We start from the raw sequence: 15,707 nt of genomic DNA, 5'->3' as shown, positions 1-15,707 counted from the left end.
GGTGGCTGTAAATGTGTCTCCGGACGAACCCTGTGTGTGGATGCAGTCCGCAGATACGCTACCTGCCCATAAAAATACAAGAAGTGTATATGTTTTGATTGCGGAGTGGCGGGTTTTCATGGCGTGGTGGTCAATGTCTGTTGGGATGAATATTGTTGGTTTTCAGATTGTGATGTTGGGTTTTATAGAGGGTGGGAGGTGATTTAAAACTTCATTATTCCATTAAGCTGATTTTCGGTATCCTGCAGTAATTGAATGCTGGCTGCTAAGGTTTTCTCCCGCTCTATCAATGTTGATTCTCGGCTGGTCAATAACTGTTCTCGCTGTTCCAGCTGCAGTTTCAGTTCTTCCATATGCACATGTTTTTCGAGCAATATTTGCTTGTGGTTGGTCACGCTGGCTATCAGTGATTTAAGGCTCGCTTCAATGTCATCTGAAGTAACCTGCTTATCAATGGTTTTCACCAACCCTTCCGTTGGATCACTCTGGGTGGGTATCGTAAGCTCCGTCGAAATAACGGTTTGCTCCGGTGGTAAGGGCTGGGTATTAGAGAGTGCCTGCGGATCGTAGTGCAGCAGGCACATGAGCCATGCGTCACTGATTTTCAAGTTGTAATGGGTATTTGCAGCGCTGCATAAAATGTCTGTATCAGTCAGATCTATCAGTTTATAGGTTTCGACGGTCTGCCTTGCATCGGGCGAGCAGGCATCGCGGAAAATATCCTTGAGTACTTGAGCGGCTGCTGTAAGCGTCTCGGATGGGGCGTCGCACATACTCAGTGTGAGGTTGTCACCTTCGAGCGATGTCAGGTAAATCTTGACCAGTTCATCACTCGCTTTTTCATTGAGGCTATAAACCAGAAACCTCCGCTCGACAGGAGGCGCGGTAAAACAACACAGCACCACTGCGTTGAGAAGTTGTCCATGTGCGTCAGGTATTTCGAGGGTTCGCAATAGCATGTGAATTCCAGCTATATCAGATAGAGGGATGGATAATCGAGACCAGAATAGCCAGCTGACTCTGATGTTGTTGTCAGATAAGTCGCGCTTGCTCGCAGAGGTTTCGACGTGTGCCAAGGACCGGTCGGATTCACCGCCCATGATCTTTCGGGGCTCTCACCCTGTGGTTAAAGTGCATCGCGAAATGAAGCGTGCACTCTCGAGCGCTTTAACGCGTTTGCGCAGGTAATTCGATAGTCATGATTGATATAGCCCATTTAACCAAACGGTTCGGCAAAACCCTTGCAGTGGACGATGTGTCTTTCAGTGCAAGGTGCGGAGAGGTGTTGGGAATGCTGGGCCCCAATGGGGCTGGCAAGTCCACTACTTTACGTATGCTCACCGGTTTCATATCGCCCACCTCGGGTACCGCCAACCTCTGTGGTTTTGATATCCGGCGCCAGCCGCGCCATGCTCAGCGCTTGATAGGTTACGTTACAGAAACAGCCGCCTGCTATAACGAAATGTCAGTCGTCCATTTTTTGGGCTTTATTGCTGAAGTGCGCGGCTACCGCGGGCGCGAAAAGAAATCGCGGGTCACAGCCATGCTTGAGCAATTCGAGTTGATGGAGGTCCGCGGCCAGACGATTGATACCCTCTCCAAGGGCTTCCAGCGCCGTGTTGGCTTGGCACAGGCGATTGTGCATGACCCCAAGATATTGATCCTCGATGAACCCACAGATGGTCTCGATCCGAATCAGAAATACCGGGTACGTGAGCAGATCAAGGATTTGGCCCGTGACAAAATCGTGATCATTTCCACGCATATCCTGGAAGAGGTTGCGGCGTTGTGCTGCCGGGTGCTGGTGATGGATAAAGGTCGTTTGCTGGCCGATAGCACTCCGCTTGAGCTGGAAAGCCGCTCGCGTTATCACCAGGCAGTGACGTTGTATGCCACGCGACCTCTGGATGTGATGACGCTGGGCTTGCTGCCAGGCGTCGCAGGGATCGAGGCGGGGCCTGAACCCCACAGCGTTCGGGTGTTGGCACGTACTGGAGCGGTGATATTGCCGGCTATCAACTCGCTGATTGTGAGCCGCGGTTGGGATGTGCCCCGCCAGGAGGTCGAACGCGGCTCGCTGGGTGAAGTTTTCCGGCTGCTGACCCGGGAGCAACGCGCATGAGGACATTATGGCCGGTGTTCAAGCGCGAACTGCGCAGTTACTTCATCACGCCTAGTGCCTACTTGTTCACCTTGTTGTTGCTGATACTCAGCGGCATCAGCACCTTTTATCTGGGTGACTTTTACCAGCGCAACCAAGCTGACCTGGCACCGCTTTTCGACTACCTGCCATGGCTATACGCGCTGCTGCTGCCGACCTTGGCGATGCGCATGTGGTCCATCGAGCGGCAGACGGGCTCGATCGAGTTGTTGATGTGCCTGGCGGTGGGCACCGCCGAAGCAGTTGTCGCGAAGTTTCTTGCGGCCTGGATGGTCAGTGCAATTGCGCTGGCGTTGACGTTTCCGCTGGTGATCACGGTCAACTACCTGGGGGCGCCGGATAACGGCGTTATCCTCTGCGGTTATCTGGCCAGTTGGCTACTGGCGGGCAGTTGCCTGGCAATCGGTGGGTGCCTGTCGGCACTGACCAGGAACCCGTTGGTTGCCTACCTTGGCGCGATGGCATTGTGTCTGGCGTTCCTGGCCTGTGGCTTTGCGGTGGTGTTGGATGCCTTGCGTGGCTGGGCAAGCTTGCCTTGGCTGGACGGCGTGGCTTCGCTGAGTTTGCTCACGCATTTTGAGGGACTTTGCCGAGGTGTGGTCGACCCGCAGGACCTGCTGTACTTTTTCAGCCAAATCGTTGGCTGGCTCGCCGCTACCGTTATTGCGGTTGAACTGAAGAAGGCGGTGTGAGGCTATGTCGTTCAACTTGGTGATACGTAGCTGTGTGCGCTTGGCGTTAATCGTCGTCGGTTTCGTGGCGGTCAATTTTGACTTGGCACCCCGTCTGGCGTCGATGCGGGTGGACCTTACCGAGCAGCAGCTTTATACCCTCAGCCCGGGCTCGCGCCAGATCATTCAGGCCTTGAAGGAACCTACGGACCTGTACTTCTATTTTTCCAGCCAGGCCGCCAGGGATCTGATGGTTATGCGCAGTTATGCGGTGCGTATTGACGCACTGCTGCGTGAATATGAGCGTGTGTCGAATGGTCGGTTACGGGTTCACATCGTTGATCCGGCGCCTTTTTCAGTGGACGAAGCCCGCGCAGTGGAGCTTGGCCTGCAATCCGCGCCCATCGGTAAGGCGGGGGCTGCGGTCTTTTTCGGCTTGGCCATAGTCGATGCCCAGGCGCGCCACGCAAGCATCGGTTTTTTTGCGTTGGAACAGCAAACGTTTCTTGAGTACGACATCAGCCGCACATTACAAACGTTGGCTCAAGCTGAGCGGCCTGTGATCGGCTTGATGTCCTCGTTGCCGTTGGCGGGTGGCTTCGACGTTCAGTCAGGGCGAACCCGGCAACCTTGGCGGATCATGCAGGAGATCGACAACGCATTTGATGTGCGTGAAGTGGCGCCCGATGTAGACACTATCGACAGCAAACTCAAGGTCCTGATGCTGGTTCACCCCAAGCCGGAAAGCGAAGCCCTGGCCCGCGTCGTCGACACCCACGTGCACAACCTGCGTCGCAAGCTGGAAACCCATGGCATCACCGGCGTACTGGTCACGGTGCGCTCCATCGGCTATCGGTTCAGGTAAATCAGATGCTCAAGCAACCGCGGGTCAACGAAAAACCCATGTGGCGCTGGATCGGCCTGCGCATGAGCCTGCTGGCGATCGGCGCGGTGGTGGTGATCTCGGTGTGCATGTGGATCAACGTCACACTGTCGGACTGGTATTTTGTGCAGCATCTGCCGCCGGGGCCGCGTGAGGAGCTGCTGGCGTTGCGCGCCGAGCCAGAGCTCAATGAGGCACGCTTGCGTCAAGTGGTTGCCCAGTACTATCCGCTGGACTATTTCCAGCCGGCTATCGCCAATCGCGACTGGCTGATACTGATCGGCCTGGTGCTGGCCGCGATCCCTATCATCATTGGCTTCGGCCTGTGGTTTTCGCGGCCCTTGTCCAGCCAGTTCTCGGCGATTGCCCAGGGCGCCCGGCGAGTCGCCGGCGGTGATTTCCTGACGCGCCTGCCGGTGCACCGCGACGCGCCCGACGAGCTGCAACGGCTGGTCAGCGACTTCAACAGCATGACCACGCAACTGGAGCGCTATGAGCGCGATGTGCGTGAATCCAGCGCGGTCATTGCCCACGAACTGCGCACACCCTTGAACGCCGCCATGGGTCGCGTGCAGGGTATGCTCGATGAGGTATTCCCCAGCGATGCCACACAGTTGGGCATGGTCAAGCGTCAGCTCGATCAACTCAGAAAACTGGTGGATGACTTGCACCTGTTGTCGATGGCTCGTGCTGGCCGGCTGGTGCTGGAGTGCAGCGAGTTTTCTCTGGCGGCCCTGGTGGCGGAGCGGCTTGCGTGGTTCCAGCCGCAATTGGACGAGGCCGGCGTACGTACGCAGGTCAGTATTACCGATGGGGTTCGTCTCCAGGCTGATCGCGATCGTCTGGGCCAGGTGCTCAACATTCTGCTGGATAACCTGCTGCGCTATGCGGCCGGGGGAGGCCAGCTGAATATTACGGCGCGCCGGGTTCACGGTTTGGTGGTGATTGAGGTCGGTGACCGAGGGCCGGGTATCGAAGCGCAACACCTGGACAGCGTGTTTGATCGTTTCTGGCGGGCAGAGCGCTCCCGAGCGCGTTACTCGGGTGGCAGCGGGCTAGGCTTGTCCATCGCCCGCGCGATCTGCCAGGCCCATGGCGGGGCCATTACTGCAAGCAACCTGGCGGAGGGTGGGACGCTGATCAGGGCGCAGTTTCCGGTGTAATTGTTTCCCTGCGTGCTCGCACGCCGAGGGGAATGCGCTACTGCGTGGCGGCCAACGCAGACTGCTTGTATGCTTGCGCCCAGAAACCGGTGGCCTCTGTAAGTGCCGACGTTCGAATGATGGCTGGACTGGAAACCGGACTTCCTTAAGGTGCTGACGTGAAGCGCGATACCCGCCTTGTGATGCTTTTATTGTTGGTGATTGGTTGTTCCCTGACCTCGTTGACGATCTGGAAGGTTCTGTCTTCGCGTGAGCGCGCGCTGGCGGAGGTGGATGTGCATGGTTTGAACCTGACCCAGGCGCTCAATACCTATACCGAAGGTATCGTCCGGCAGAGCGCGCTGTTGTTGCTGGGCCTGGTTGAGCGCCTGGAAACCGAAGGCAGCGGCCCGGCGCAAATCGAGCGTATCCATGCGCTGATCACCCGCCAGCAGCCGCTGATGCCGCAGCTCAGCGGCATCACGGTGTATGACCGTCAGGGTGGCTGGCTGATGTCTTCCAACCGGCGGATCCCAGAGGGCGCCAACAGCAGCGATCGCGCCTATTTCATTCATCATCGCGACGACCCGAGCCCTGAGCCGTTCATAGGCCCACCGATTCAGAGCCGGGCCAATCAGGAATGGGTGGTCACCGTCAGCCGCCGTTTCAATGATGCATCGGGCAATTTTGCCGGGGTGGTAGCGGTGACGCTGGGGGTGGAAAACTTTCTGCGCGTGTTCGGCAAGCTCGATGTTGGCCAGGAGGGGGCTATCGGCTTGTCCTACACCGACGGCACGTTGCTGGTGCGCTATCCATTCCGAGAACAGGACATGGGGCGCAATTTCTCCAAGTCGCCTATCTATGCCAAGTATGTCGATCAACCTTTCGGCACCACCGCGCACACGTCCAGCCTGGATGGCGTTGAGCGGCTGTATGCCTTTCGTAAAAGCGAAACCCTGCCGCTGATTACCACCGTCGCGCTGGGCAAGCATGAAGCCCTTGCGGCGTGGCGCATTGAGGCGGCGCTGTCAGCGGTCGTGGTGGTGGGGTTGCTGGGGCTGACCGGTTTGATTGGCTGGTTCCTGATCCTGGATATTCGCCGGCGAACCGAAGCGGAAGAGGCCCTGCGCGTCGCCCAGCAACAGTTGCTCGATTCCAATCGCCAATTGGCGTTTCTGGCGATGAAGGATGCGTTGACCGGCCTGGCGAACCGCCGTTGTTTCGATGAAACGCTGGCTCTGGAAGCGCGCCGGGCGCAGCGCGAGGGCACGTCGCTGGCATTGCTGATGATCGATATCGACCATTTCAAGCGCTACAACGATGCCTTCGGCCATGTGGTCGGCGACACCTGCTTGCAGAGGGTCAGCAGGCTATTGGAACGGTGCGCGCGGCGGCCGTCAGACCTGGTGGCGCGTTATGGCGGGGAGGAAATGGCGATCATCATGCCCGGCACCGACAGCGAAGGCGCAGTGGTGGTAGCGCAACGGATCCTTGAGTCGCTGCAGCACGAAAACATCACGCACCCAGGCAGCCCGTTCGGTTACGTCAGTGTGAGTATCGGCATTGCGACCGGTACGGGTTCGCGCCTGAAGCCGGCGCTCGGATTGATCGAGGCGGCTGATCAGGCGCTTTACTCAGCCAAGGCTGCGGGACGCAACGGATTTTCCCTGCACACCAATGGTCAGGCATAGGTAGCCTCTGACCTACATCGCCGTTGTAGGAGCGAGCTTGCTCGCGAAAAACTCCCAGGCGCCGCGTTCAATCAGGAAACACGCGTTATCGTTGACGTTTTTCGCGAGCAAGCTCGCTCCTACAAGGATGCTCACATCCCCAGCGTCGGAATCATCAGGTCACCACACTCCATGAGTTGGCCTGCCGTCACTTCCAACTGCGCGGTGGGTTTGGCCGCATAGCCAGCGATGAAGCCGGCGCTTAGCAGTAAAAGGCACAGGAAGGCTTTTCTCAGAATCACGCGCGTAGTTCTCAAATTTGGTCGCAAGGGAGATGCACAGATTGTGTATTCAAGAAAAGGTTCCTGAACAAGGCGTCACACCGTTAGCTGATCGCCAATAGGCAAGCGCCGCTTGGCAGCTGCACCTTGGCTTTTAGTCCCAGTCCTATTTGTTTCTTTTTTGCCGCTGATAAGCTTTTTCCCTGAAGAAACAGTCTCGGGAAATTCCTTGTCATGATCCTAAATGTCGCCGTGCCCAACGAGTTCAGCGCGTTACGTGTAATCACGTTGGCATCCGATGCGGCGTGCGCACATCGGCTTGCATCCGCCTTGAGCGGCTTGGGCGTGCTGCCTCTGGCCAACGTCGAATCTCTGGACGCGCTGCAAGCGTGGCTGGAGGATTCTCCGGTCGACGTCATCGTGTGTGAAATTCGCCCTGAATGCGGCGATGGCCTGATGTTGCCGAGCGTGCTCAAGGCGCGTCACGAGTCAGGGAAACTGGCTCAGTTTCCAGGCATTTTCTGGATGGGCGAAACCACGCTGGGCACGCCGGGTGGGGCCATAGACAGTGCGCGTACGTTTGCGCATGAAAAGCCGGGCAAGCCACTCTGGATCAAGTACATGGGTGGGGTCGCCGTCAGCGCTCTGGAGTCCCACGCCCGTTTGGCGAGGGCGGCGGGGATTTTCGTTGAGATCGTGCGTGAAGGCGGCACCCTGGACTTGGGTGATGCCCTGCGCGCCACGGTACTGACCCGTGTGCAACCCGACCCCTCCTTACGCAAAAATACCTTCGATGCCCTGGCCGAAGATGAAGTGATCCATGCGTTGACGACCGGCGATGGGCTGCGCTTTGTGTTTCAACCGCAGTTCGAGTTGCTCAGCCGGCGCATTGTTGGCGCCGAAGCGTTGGTGCGCTGGAAGCACCCGCGCTTTGGTGAAGTACCGCCTTCGGTACTCATGCCTTTGGTCAACCGCCTGGGCCTGGATTTGCTGTTGTTCAGCCTGGTGGAGATGTGGACGATCAAGGTCATGCTGTCGCTCAAGCGCGCGAACATCCAGATTCCCATTGCCGTAAATGCTTCGGCCAAGACGATTTGTACGCCCAACTTCGCCGGTCGTCTGGCAGCCAGAATGCGGCAGGCAGAGCTGCCCAATCGCCTGCTCAAGATCGAGCTGACCGAAGACGTCTCCGAACCCAATGAGTTGTACCTGTCGGCCTCGTTGACCGCTATTCGGGCCAAGGGCTTTCAGGTGTCGATGGACGATTTCGGGACCGGGGCGGCGACCTTCGCCCTGCTGGCAAACCTGTCGTTTGATGAGATGAAAATCGATGGCTCGTTCGTCCGGGGAGTCGAACAGCATTCCTCGTCACGCAATGTCATCGCCGGCATCGTCAACTGGGCGCGACTGCTCAACTTGAGCCTGGTGGCGGAGGGGATCGAGGATGAGTCGACCATCCCGTTGCTGCACCGTTTGGGCTGCCGAATTGGACAAGGCTACGCCTTGGCGCGGCCGATGGAAATCGATGCCTTCCTGAACTTTGTGACCCAACAGAACAGCGCCACTACATCGGCTGGCTGAGTCATCTCTGGCGCCGCGTTGGTGAGTGCATCGTACGCTTTTAAGAGCATTCCGATATTCATCCGAGTGCAATTGCATTAAGTTTCGCATCGTCTGATTTTTCAATTGTTCAGTGCTGTTGAACGTCCTGCTGCCGAGGCATAGTCGCTCGGCTGGCGAACGTTGCGCTTGAGAAGTCGAGAACTAATTAACCATCGATAAAGTTGCTCTTCTCGTCTTTTTGCTCGTTATAAAGAGTGTTCCTTGATCTATGAAACGTTTACATATTGCTTTGCTGGATGATCATGCAATTGTACGACATGGCTTAGTCAGTCGACTGGTACAGGAACCGGACTTTGAAGTGGTCGGCGTGTATAGCCGTAGCCGTGATCTGATGGCAGGGCTGGTGACCGAACCGGCTGAGATATTGCTGCTCGATTTTGTGCTCGGCCCCTGCGAGCTGGATGGTATTTCATTGATTCGCGCGCTGCGCGTGAAGTTTCCAACCTGCCGGATCCTGATCTTTTCGACGCACCACGATGCGGCGACGGCAATTCTGGCTTTACGGGTGGGCGCACGCGGGTTTCTGGGCAAGGGCGAAGACATGGAGCAGTTGATCTGCGCAGTCCGCCTGGTGGCCTCGGGCGCGGTGTACTTGAGCCCGGACATGGCCTACCGCGTGGCGGAAGCCACCGCTGTGAGCTACGACGGTGAGGGCAAAGGCCGGGATGAAGCCCTGCGCTTTGTCAGCCTTTCTGCGCGCGAGCAGGAGGTGATCCGGTGTTACCTGGCCGGCATGACCATCACGGAAATCGCCGAAAAATTCCACCGCAGTATCAAAACCATCAGTTCGCAAAAAGCCGCCGCATTTCGCAAGTTGGGGGTGATGTCGAACAATGAGTTATTCAGGATCAGGCATATTATCGAAGGGGTTTGAGCGGCACGAATTCATCTGCTGTGCGCGTGTCATTTTGCGGTTATTGCATATACTCATGTGCGTATTAGACGTTGTATCGATGAGTTATCCCTGTATTTCGACGGTGCGGTGCGCGCCGGACCGAGAGGGTACGATCACGATGAAAACCATACGCATTGCGTTATTGGATGACCACGCGGTCGTTCGACATGGCCTTGCCAATACGTTGGCAGCCGAGGCGAACTTTGAAGTGGTTGGCATTTATGAAAAAAGCCGCGACTTAATTGTAGGCCTTGTTACGGCGCCGGCAGATTTATTACTTCTGGATTTCTCCCTTAATCCCAATGAGTTGGACGGTGTATCACTGATCCGCGCTTTACGCGTCAAATTTCCCAACTGCCATATTCTGATCTTGTCCAGTCATCATGATCCGGCGACAGTGGGCCTGGCTATGCGGGTGGGGGCTCGTGGTTTCGTGGGTAAGGGCGAAGACATGAGCCAGTTGGTGAAGGCGATTCGCAAAGTCGCAGCGGGTGCGGTGTATTTGAACACCGACATGACGTATCGCCTGGCGGAAACGGTCACAGGTGAGAAAGGTGCAAGCCCCGCGCAGGAGCGGGACGCGTTGGCGTTGGCGGAGCTGACCAGCCGTGAGCAGGAAGTCATTCGCTGTTATCTGGCAGGCATGACCGTGAGTGAAATTGCCGAGAAATTCAATCGCAGCATCAAAACCATCAGCACGCAAAAAACCTCTGCATTCCGCAAGCTCGGGGTGACGTCCAACAATGAGCTGTTCAAGCTTAACAAGATCATCGGCACACCATGAAAACGGGGCTGTGCGCCGTGGCGTTATGGAGCTTGCTGATAATGCTGGTGCCTGGTGTAAGGGCCGGTCCGGTCGAGCTGAGTGCAGAGCAAAAGCAATGGATCCAGACGCATCCGGTATTACGGGTCGGGGTGGTTGAGGATCTGATTCCTTTCGAATACATGGACGCGGGGGTATTGCACGGGCGGTCATCGGAGTATTTGCAAGTTGTCACAGCCGCGACGGGCCTTCAGTTCACTTACCTGCCCGGGAAGACACCGGCAGAGCGCGAAGACATGTTGCTGGGGGGACAGGTGGACCTGCTGTCCTCCTATTTGCGCTTCCGGTCTGAACCCACCACCAAGGAGCTTCAAACGCTGACTTACGAATCGACCTCACCGATCATTGTCACGCGTGTTGATAGCCCCGACGTCTTCGATATTGACCAATTGCAGGGCAAGACCGTAGCGATACCGGATGTGACGTACTACGAGCAAATATTCCGCCGAAGGGGGGTGAAGGCAAATCTCAAAAAAAGCGCTTCGGCCCTGGAGATACTGACCCGCGTTGAAAACGGCAGCGCCGACGCGGCAATCGCGTCAGCCATGTTTCTAACGCCTTATCTGTACCAGCGGTTCCAGGGCATTCTGGAAGTATCCGGTGTGCTCGGCAGCCAGGTGCTGGATGTGAGCATCGCGACCCGTACAGACCAGGTCATGCTGTATTCAATCCTTGAAAAGGTGTTCGCCTCCATCAGCGTCGAGCAACGCAACACGCTGTATGGGCGTTGGTACCAGGACCTGAACCTTAATATCCCTTCATTGCCGAGTATCGCCGCCCATTATTCGCATGTGCTGATCCTTGGCACGCTGGTGTTGGTCAGCCTGTGCGCTCTGGTGTATCGCGGCCAGCGCCAGCGGCACCTGGCCGTACTTGGTGAGCAGGAAAAAACCATGTTCCTGGCCGTGATGGGGCATGAAATCCGCTCACCGATGAACGCCGTGCTGGCAGCGATGGAGTTGCTTGGGCACACCCGGCTCAACCAGCAGCAGCGCCATTTGGCCAATTTGGCCAACAGTGGCGTCAACGCCCTGGCGCGCCTGCTCGATGATGTGCTGGACAGGCCCGGCTCGGTCGCCAAACTGCCCGGGCTGGCCTTTGAGGCAATCGACGTGTCGGCATTGGTTCAAGGCGTAGTTGGCCTGCATCGACTGCGTGCGCGAGAAAAAAACCTGAGCTTGAACAGCCATATTCAGGCGCAACTGCCCCTGTTGCTGCTCGACAGCTCCCGGCTCACGCAGATCTTCCATAACCTGATTTCCAATGCCATCAAGTTTACCGACACGGGCAGTATCGACATTGATGTGGCGTTGGCGACTTTACCGGACGGCAGCCCGCAATTGCAGATTGAAGTTCGCGACAGTGGCGTCGGCATTTCAGAGGCAATGCAGGCCGCCCTGTTTCAGCCCTATGCCCAGGCCCGCGAGTCTTCCAGGCGCACAGGGGGTACCGGGTTGGGCCTGATGATTTGTCGACAGTTGGTGGATTTGATGCACGGAACATTGACGCTGACCAGCGAGCAGGGCACGGGCACCACAGTGACTATCCACTTACCGGTGAGCATCGGCGAGCAAGCACCTGTCTTGCTGGCGCAAGCTGCCCCCTCAACCCAGCCAACCACCAGCGGGCTGCAGATTCTGGTGGTGGAAGATACTTATGCCAACCAGGAGGTATTGCGCGCGCAGATCAGCGCGTTTGACTGTCAGCCAGTGATTGCTGCCGACGCTGCGCAAGCCTGGCTCCTGTTCAGGGAAACCGTCTATGACCTGGTGCTGATGGACTGCGATTTGCCCGATGAGGATGGCTATGGGCTGGTGCGCAGATTACGTGCCCTGGAAATACAATTGGGGCGCGCACGCAGCCCGATTATCGCCATCTCTGCCCTGACCGGCGACCGTCATCTGCAACGCTGTATCGAGGCGGGCATGGACGCGACGTTGAGCAAGCCCATACGCCTTGGGCAGTTATCCGAGGTCATTGAGCGCTGGTGTGGGGTCAAGCTGGCTGCGCCGAGCACCAGCTTGATGGCGCCTTTGCTGGATCTAGCCTCAATCAACCGTGAAATGGCCGGCGACCTGGCAAACCTGGTCAAAGCCGTCGCCCTGTGTGATCGCGGATCGGCGCAGCACGTGGCTCATCGATTGCACGGCGCGGCGTTGATCATGGAATGGTCGGCACTGGCGCAGGCCGCTGAATACATGGAGCGTCTGCTGTATGGCGAACATGAGTGGGGCGCGGTGCACGCCCAGGCCTTGCAACCGTTGCTGCAGCATTGGGCCGCTTTGAGCGGCGATACAGTGCTCGACGTCCTGCAGGCGACACGTGTGCAACGGACGGCACGCTGATGCGGCGCCTGCTGCTGGTACTGGCGTTAGTGTGCCTTGCGGCGTCGGTTGGCGTGTACGCCAGTTCGCCACCCATGACGTTGACACAACAGGAGGTGGCCTGGATCGCTGCCAATCCGGTGCTGCGTGTGGGTGTGTTCGAGGACCTGCTGCCTTTCGAATACATGAGCGGCGGCCAACTGCGCGGCATGTCGGCCAAATACCTGAAGCTGATCGGCCTGCGTACCGGCCTGCATTTCCAACCGGTGCTGACCACCACGCGCAGCGCACGCAAGGATATGCTGATCAGCGGTGAGGTCGACATCTTGTCCACTCGACGCCGCTCCGACGACCCGGCCCAGGATCGTGGGATGCTTTACACCCTGCCTTACAACACCAGTTCGACGATCCTTGTCAGTCGTTTCGGCGATCAGCCCCTGGCAGGTCTGCAACAGCTTGCTCACAAACGGTTAGTCATGTTGGGACGCGAAGTCTATGGCGCATTCCTGCGCCACGAGGCCCCGGGAGTCACGATCATCACCGCGCAGAACGCCGTAGACATGATGGCGATGGTCAAGGACGGCAAGGCAGACGCCGCCATCGCTTCGGAGTGGTTGTTGATCCCGTATCTTTCCCGCCAGTACCAGGGCGTATTGCAGATATCCGGCGTGGTGCCCCAATTGCACACGGGTGTCAGCATGGCGGTGCGCGACAGCGATGAAATCTTGCTGTCGATCCTGGAGAAAGCATTGGCCTCGATCACCGGCGATGAGCGCAAGGCGATCTTCGACGCCTGGTTTGCCGACATGAACCTGGATATCCCGACCATCAGGTCCATCGCTGTACATTACGCGGGTGAGTTGTGGCTGTTACTGGCCATTGTGCTGTTACTTGTCATCCTGGTGTGGCAAAGCCGGTTGCAGCGACGGCGCGCGGTGCAGCGCGAGCGCGAGAAAGCGATGTTCCTGGCGGTCATGAGCCATGAAATCCGCTCGCCGATGAACGCAGTGCTGGCGGCGGTTGAGCTGCTTGAGCACACACCGCTGGACGAACAACAGCGGCACTTCACGGGCTTGGCCAATACCGGCGCCAACACCTTGCTGCGCCTGGTAGACGATGTGCTGGATATCTCCAAAATGGAGGCCGGGCAATTGCGGCTCAACCTTGAGCCGGTGGACCTGTGGTCACTGCTGCAACAGCAGGTGGATGATTACCGAGGCTATGCCGAGGAAAAGAGGCTGACGTTGACATTGACCGGTCAACGTCCCGTTGTTTCAGCACTGCTTGATGACCAGCGAGTGACCCAGGTGCTGCGTAATCTGATTTCCAACGCCATCAAGTTCACCGAGCACGGCGGGGTTGAGGTGCAACTGCTGCTGCCCGACGCACAGCCGGGGGCAACTTCGCAGGCGTTGATACGCGTGGTCGACACCGGCATTGGTTTGTCCGACCAGGCGCAAGCTGCGCTGTTTCGGCCTTATGCCCGCGCCAGGCAGTCATTCAAGCGCAGCGGCGGCAGCGGTTTGGGGCTGGTGATCTGTCGCCGGTTGCTGAAGCTGATGCAGGGCGAGCTGACGTTGAGCAGCGTGCCGGGGAGCGGCACCCAAGTCGAAGTGAGGTTGCCCGTCGAGTGGGCTGGCGCGCTTGAGTCGCCAGTGCAGGCGGCAGATCCTGTTGCAGCGCCTATAGAGGTTTCATTCTGGGTGCTGGTGTTGGAGGGTGAGTATGCCGATCAGCAAGCAGTGAAAGCCCTGCTTCAAGGTTTTGGCCTGGGTGTACTGCTGGCGGTCGATGATGACGAGGCGCTGGCGCTCTTCAGTGAGCACCGGGTTGCTCTGGTACTGATCGATGAGCACCAGGCGTTCAACCTGAGCGGCCCTTTGCGCGACGTGGAGCACCAACAACAGCGCGGGCATTGCCCAATCATTGCGATGTCGCAGGTGACGGGCAATGCCTATCTTGAACGCTGTTTTGCGGCTGGCCTGGACGGCGTGCTGAGCAAGCCGGTGCGTCAGGACAAATTGCAGCAAATGATTGAGCTGTGGTGCGATCAGGTCCCGGTAGCCGCGACGCAGGTGCAGGGTGCCTGCGGGCATGAGCGGGAAGGGCCGCAGGAAGCGCTGCGCCCGGATATGAACCGTCTGTTCAGCGCTGTTGCCCTGCGTGACCGCTCGGTTGCCATGCAGGCTGCGCAGCGGCTTCAGGGCGCTGCGAAAACGGTGGGTTGGGCGGCGATTGCGGCGGGTGCGGAAAACGTCGAGTTGTTGTTGCACGATGAAGTGAGCTGGCCAACGGTGGCGGTCGCGCGTCAATTGTGTCTCATGATGGATGACTGGACTGCAGCCAGTTATTAAATAGTCTACGTTGCATCGATAGCCAGCTTTTTAGGACCACTCCTATAGACGAAGTCATGAGCGGCCCAATAAAAAACATAAGTTGAAGGGCGTAAGTTTGCACCGAGGGAAAGAGGCGTTAATTGGTTGGAATATTGAGTGGCTTAGTTGTTTTTAGGAGCACTCCTATATTGGGTGTTGCGTGGACTCCCTACACTTCACTGCGCAACAACACAGAAGTTCTCCAGCACCGGAAACTTCTTCACTTACCTGGTTTATCGCTCTCTCGGAGTTACTCATGAATTACAAAGCCCGCGTCCTCGCTGCATTGGTCGCCGCCACCGCCACCTCCGCTGCCATGGCTTCGGATGGCACCATCAATTTCAAAGGCGAACTGAAGGCCGAGACCTGCCAGGTTGCAGTGAATGGGGCAGCCGGCTCGGCAGGCACCACCGTCACGCTGCCGACTATCTCCACTGCCTCCTTGACCTCGGCTGGTCAGGTGGCCGGCCAGACCGGTTTCAGCATTCAGTTGAGCAAATGCTCGGCAGCGCTGAAAACCGCAGCTGCATTCTTTGAAGCCGGTGGCTCGGTTGATCCGGCCAGCGGTAATCTGAAGAACACCAGTGGCGATGCTACCAAGGTCCAACTGCAACTGATCGACGCATCCAATGGCAAGTCCATCAAAGCCGGTGACACCGCACAAGTGGCTTCCACCAGCCGTATCGATATCGACGCCACCGCACTCAGCGCAGACCTGCCGTACGCTGTTCAATACTACGCCCAAGCCGCGACCACGCCGGGCACCGTTATCACCAACGTGACTTACTCCATCAATTATCAGTAAGTCGCCGGTAATGACTACACGCCCTGTTGTTTATTTAAGGGCGTGTTTTCGGGG

General features: G+C 57.7%; 13 protein-coding genes. 11 read left to right on the top strand and 2 right to left on the bottom strand.

What is annotated here, in order from left to right:
- Positions 1-203 precede the first annotated feature (203 nt).
- Entirely contained in the window at positions 204-959 is a 756-nt protein-coding gene (locus JFT63_RS23075) for a hypothetical protein (protein WP_198844848.1), read from the bottom strand.
- A 239-nt stretch (positions 960-1,198) separates the two neighbouring features.
- On the opposite strand from JFT63_RS23075, the gene JFT63_RS23070 reads away from it, so the two are divergent.
- The 5 genes from JFT63_RS23070 to JFT63_RS23050 all read left to right on the top strand — a co-directional run bounded on the left by JFT63_RS23070 (position 1,199) and on the right by JFT63_RS23050 (position 6,548).
- Positions 1,199-2,122 (top strand): ABC transporter ATP-binding protein, encoded by a 924-nt coding sequence (locus tag JFT63_RS23070; protein WP_198844847.1) that lies wholly within the window; start codon positions 1,199-1,201, stop codon positions 2,120-2,122.
- Positions 2,119-2,853: an ABC transporter permease gene (locus JFT63_RS23065; protein WP_198844846.1), complete on the top strand. Its 735-nt coding sequence runs from the start codon at positions 2,119-2,121 to the stop codon at positions 2,851-2,853. The genes JFT63_RS23070 and JFT63_RS23065 overlap by 4 nt, the downstream gene beginning before the upstream one ends.
- A gap of 4 nt (positions 2,854-2,857) precedes the next feature.
- A complete protein-coding gene (locus JFT63_RS23060; RefSeq protein WP_198844845.1) occupies positions 2,858-3,697 on the top strand; it encodes a DUF7088 domain-containing protein in 840 nt (279 codons plus the stop codon).
- Positions 3,698-3,702: 5 nt separating this feature from the next.
- Complete coding sequence (locus JFT63_RS23055; protein ID WP_198844844.1) at positions 3,703-4,878, top strand: sensor histidine kinase; 1,176 nt, start codon at positions 3,703-3,705, stop codon at positions 4,876-4,878.
- Between the two features lie 158 nt (positions 4,879-5,036).
- Positions 5,037-6,548 carry a sensor domain-containing diguanylate cyclase gene (locus tag JFT63_RS23050; protein WP_057704098.1) on the top strand — a complete coding sequence of 504 codons (1,512 nt, stop codon included), beginning with the start codon at positions 5,037-5,039 and terminating at the stop codon, positions 6,546-6,548.
- A gap of 131 nt (positions 6,549-6,679) precedes the next feature.
- Here the strand turns inward: JFT63_RS23050 and JFT63_RS23045 are convergent, their stop codons facing one another.
- Positions 6,680-6,829: a hypothetical protein gene (locus JFT63_RS23045; RefSeq protein ID WP_167346950.1), complete on the bottom strand. Its 150-nt coding sequence runs from the start codon at positions 6,827-6,829 to the stop codon at positions 6,680-6,682.
- 213 nt (positions 6,830-7,042) lie between these two features.
- Between JFT63_RS23045 and JFT63_RS23040 the strand changes: the two genes are divergently transcribed.
- The 6 genes from JFT63_RS23040 to JFT63_RS23015 all read left to right on the top strand — a co-directional run bounded on the left by JFT63_RS23040 (position 7,043) and on the right by JFT63_RS23015 (position 15,653).
- Positions 7,043-8,389 (top strand): EAL domain-containing protein, encoded by a 1,347-nt coding sequence (locus JFT63_RS23040; RefSeq protein ID WP_186560837.1) that lies wholly within the window; start codon positions 7,043-7,045, stop codon positions 8,387-8,389.
- A gap of 250 nt (positions 8,390-8,639) precedes the next feature.
- Entirely contained in the window at positions 8,640-9,305 is a 666-nt protein-coding gene (locus JFT63_RS23035; protein ID WP_057704100.1) for a response regulator transcription factor, read from the top strand.
- Between the two features lie 139 nt (positions 9,306-9,444).
- On the top strand, positions 9,445-10,110 hold the full coding sequence (locus tag JFT63_RS23030; protein ID WP_198707245.1) for a response regulator transcription factor: 666 nt from the start codon (positions 9,445-9,447) through the stop codon (positions 10,108-10,110).
- On the top strand, positions 10,107-12,494 hold the full coding sequence (locus tag JFT63_RS23025) for an ATP-binding protein (RefSeq protein ID WP_198844843.1): 2,388 nt from the start codon (positions 10,107-10,109) through the stop codon (positions 12,492-12,494). Before JFT63_RS23030 ends, JFT63_RS23025 begins: the two co-directional genes overlap by 4 nt.
- Positions 12,494-14,827: an ATP-binding protein gene (locus JFT63_RS23020; RefSeq protein ID WP_198844842.1), complete on the top strand. Its 2,334-nt coding sequence runs from the start codon at positions 12,494-12,496 to the stop codon at positions 14,825-14,827. Before JFT63_RS23025 ends, JFT63_RS23020 begins: the two co-directional genes overlap by 1 nt.
- Positions 14,828-15,104: 277 nt before the next feature.
- Positions 15,105-15,653, top strand: a complete 549-nt coding sequence (locus tag JFT63_RS23015; protein ID WP_057704103.1) for a fimbrial protein — start codon at positions 15,105-15,107, stop codon at positions 15,651-15,653.
- The last annotated feature ends 54 nt before the right edge of the window (positions 15,654-15,707 follow it).

Origin of the sequence: Pseudomonas sp. MF7453 (genome assembly GCF_016405455.1) — a bacterium.
Taxonomy (GTDB): domain Bacteria; phylum Pseudomonadota; class Gammaproteobacteria; order Pseudomonadales; family Pseudomonadaceae; genus Aquipseudomonas; species Aquipseudomonas paralactis.
Note: the sequence above shows the minus strand (reverse complement) of the source record. Positions and strands in the feature narration are given on the sequence as shown.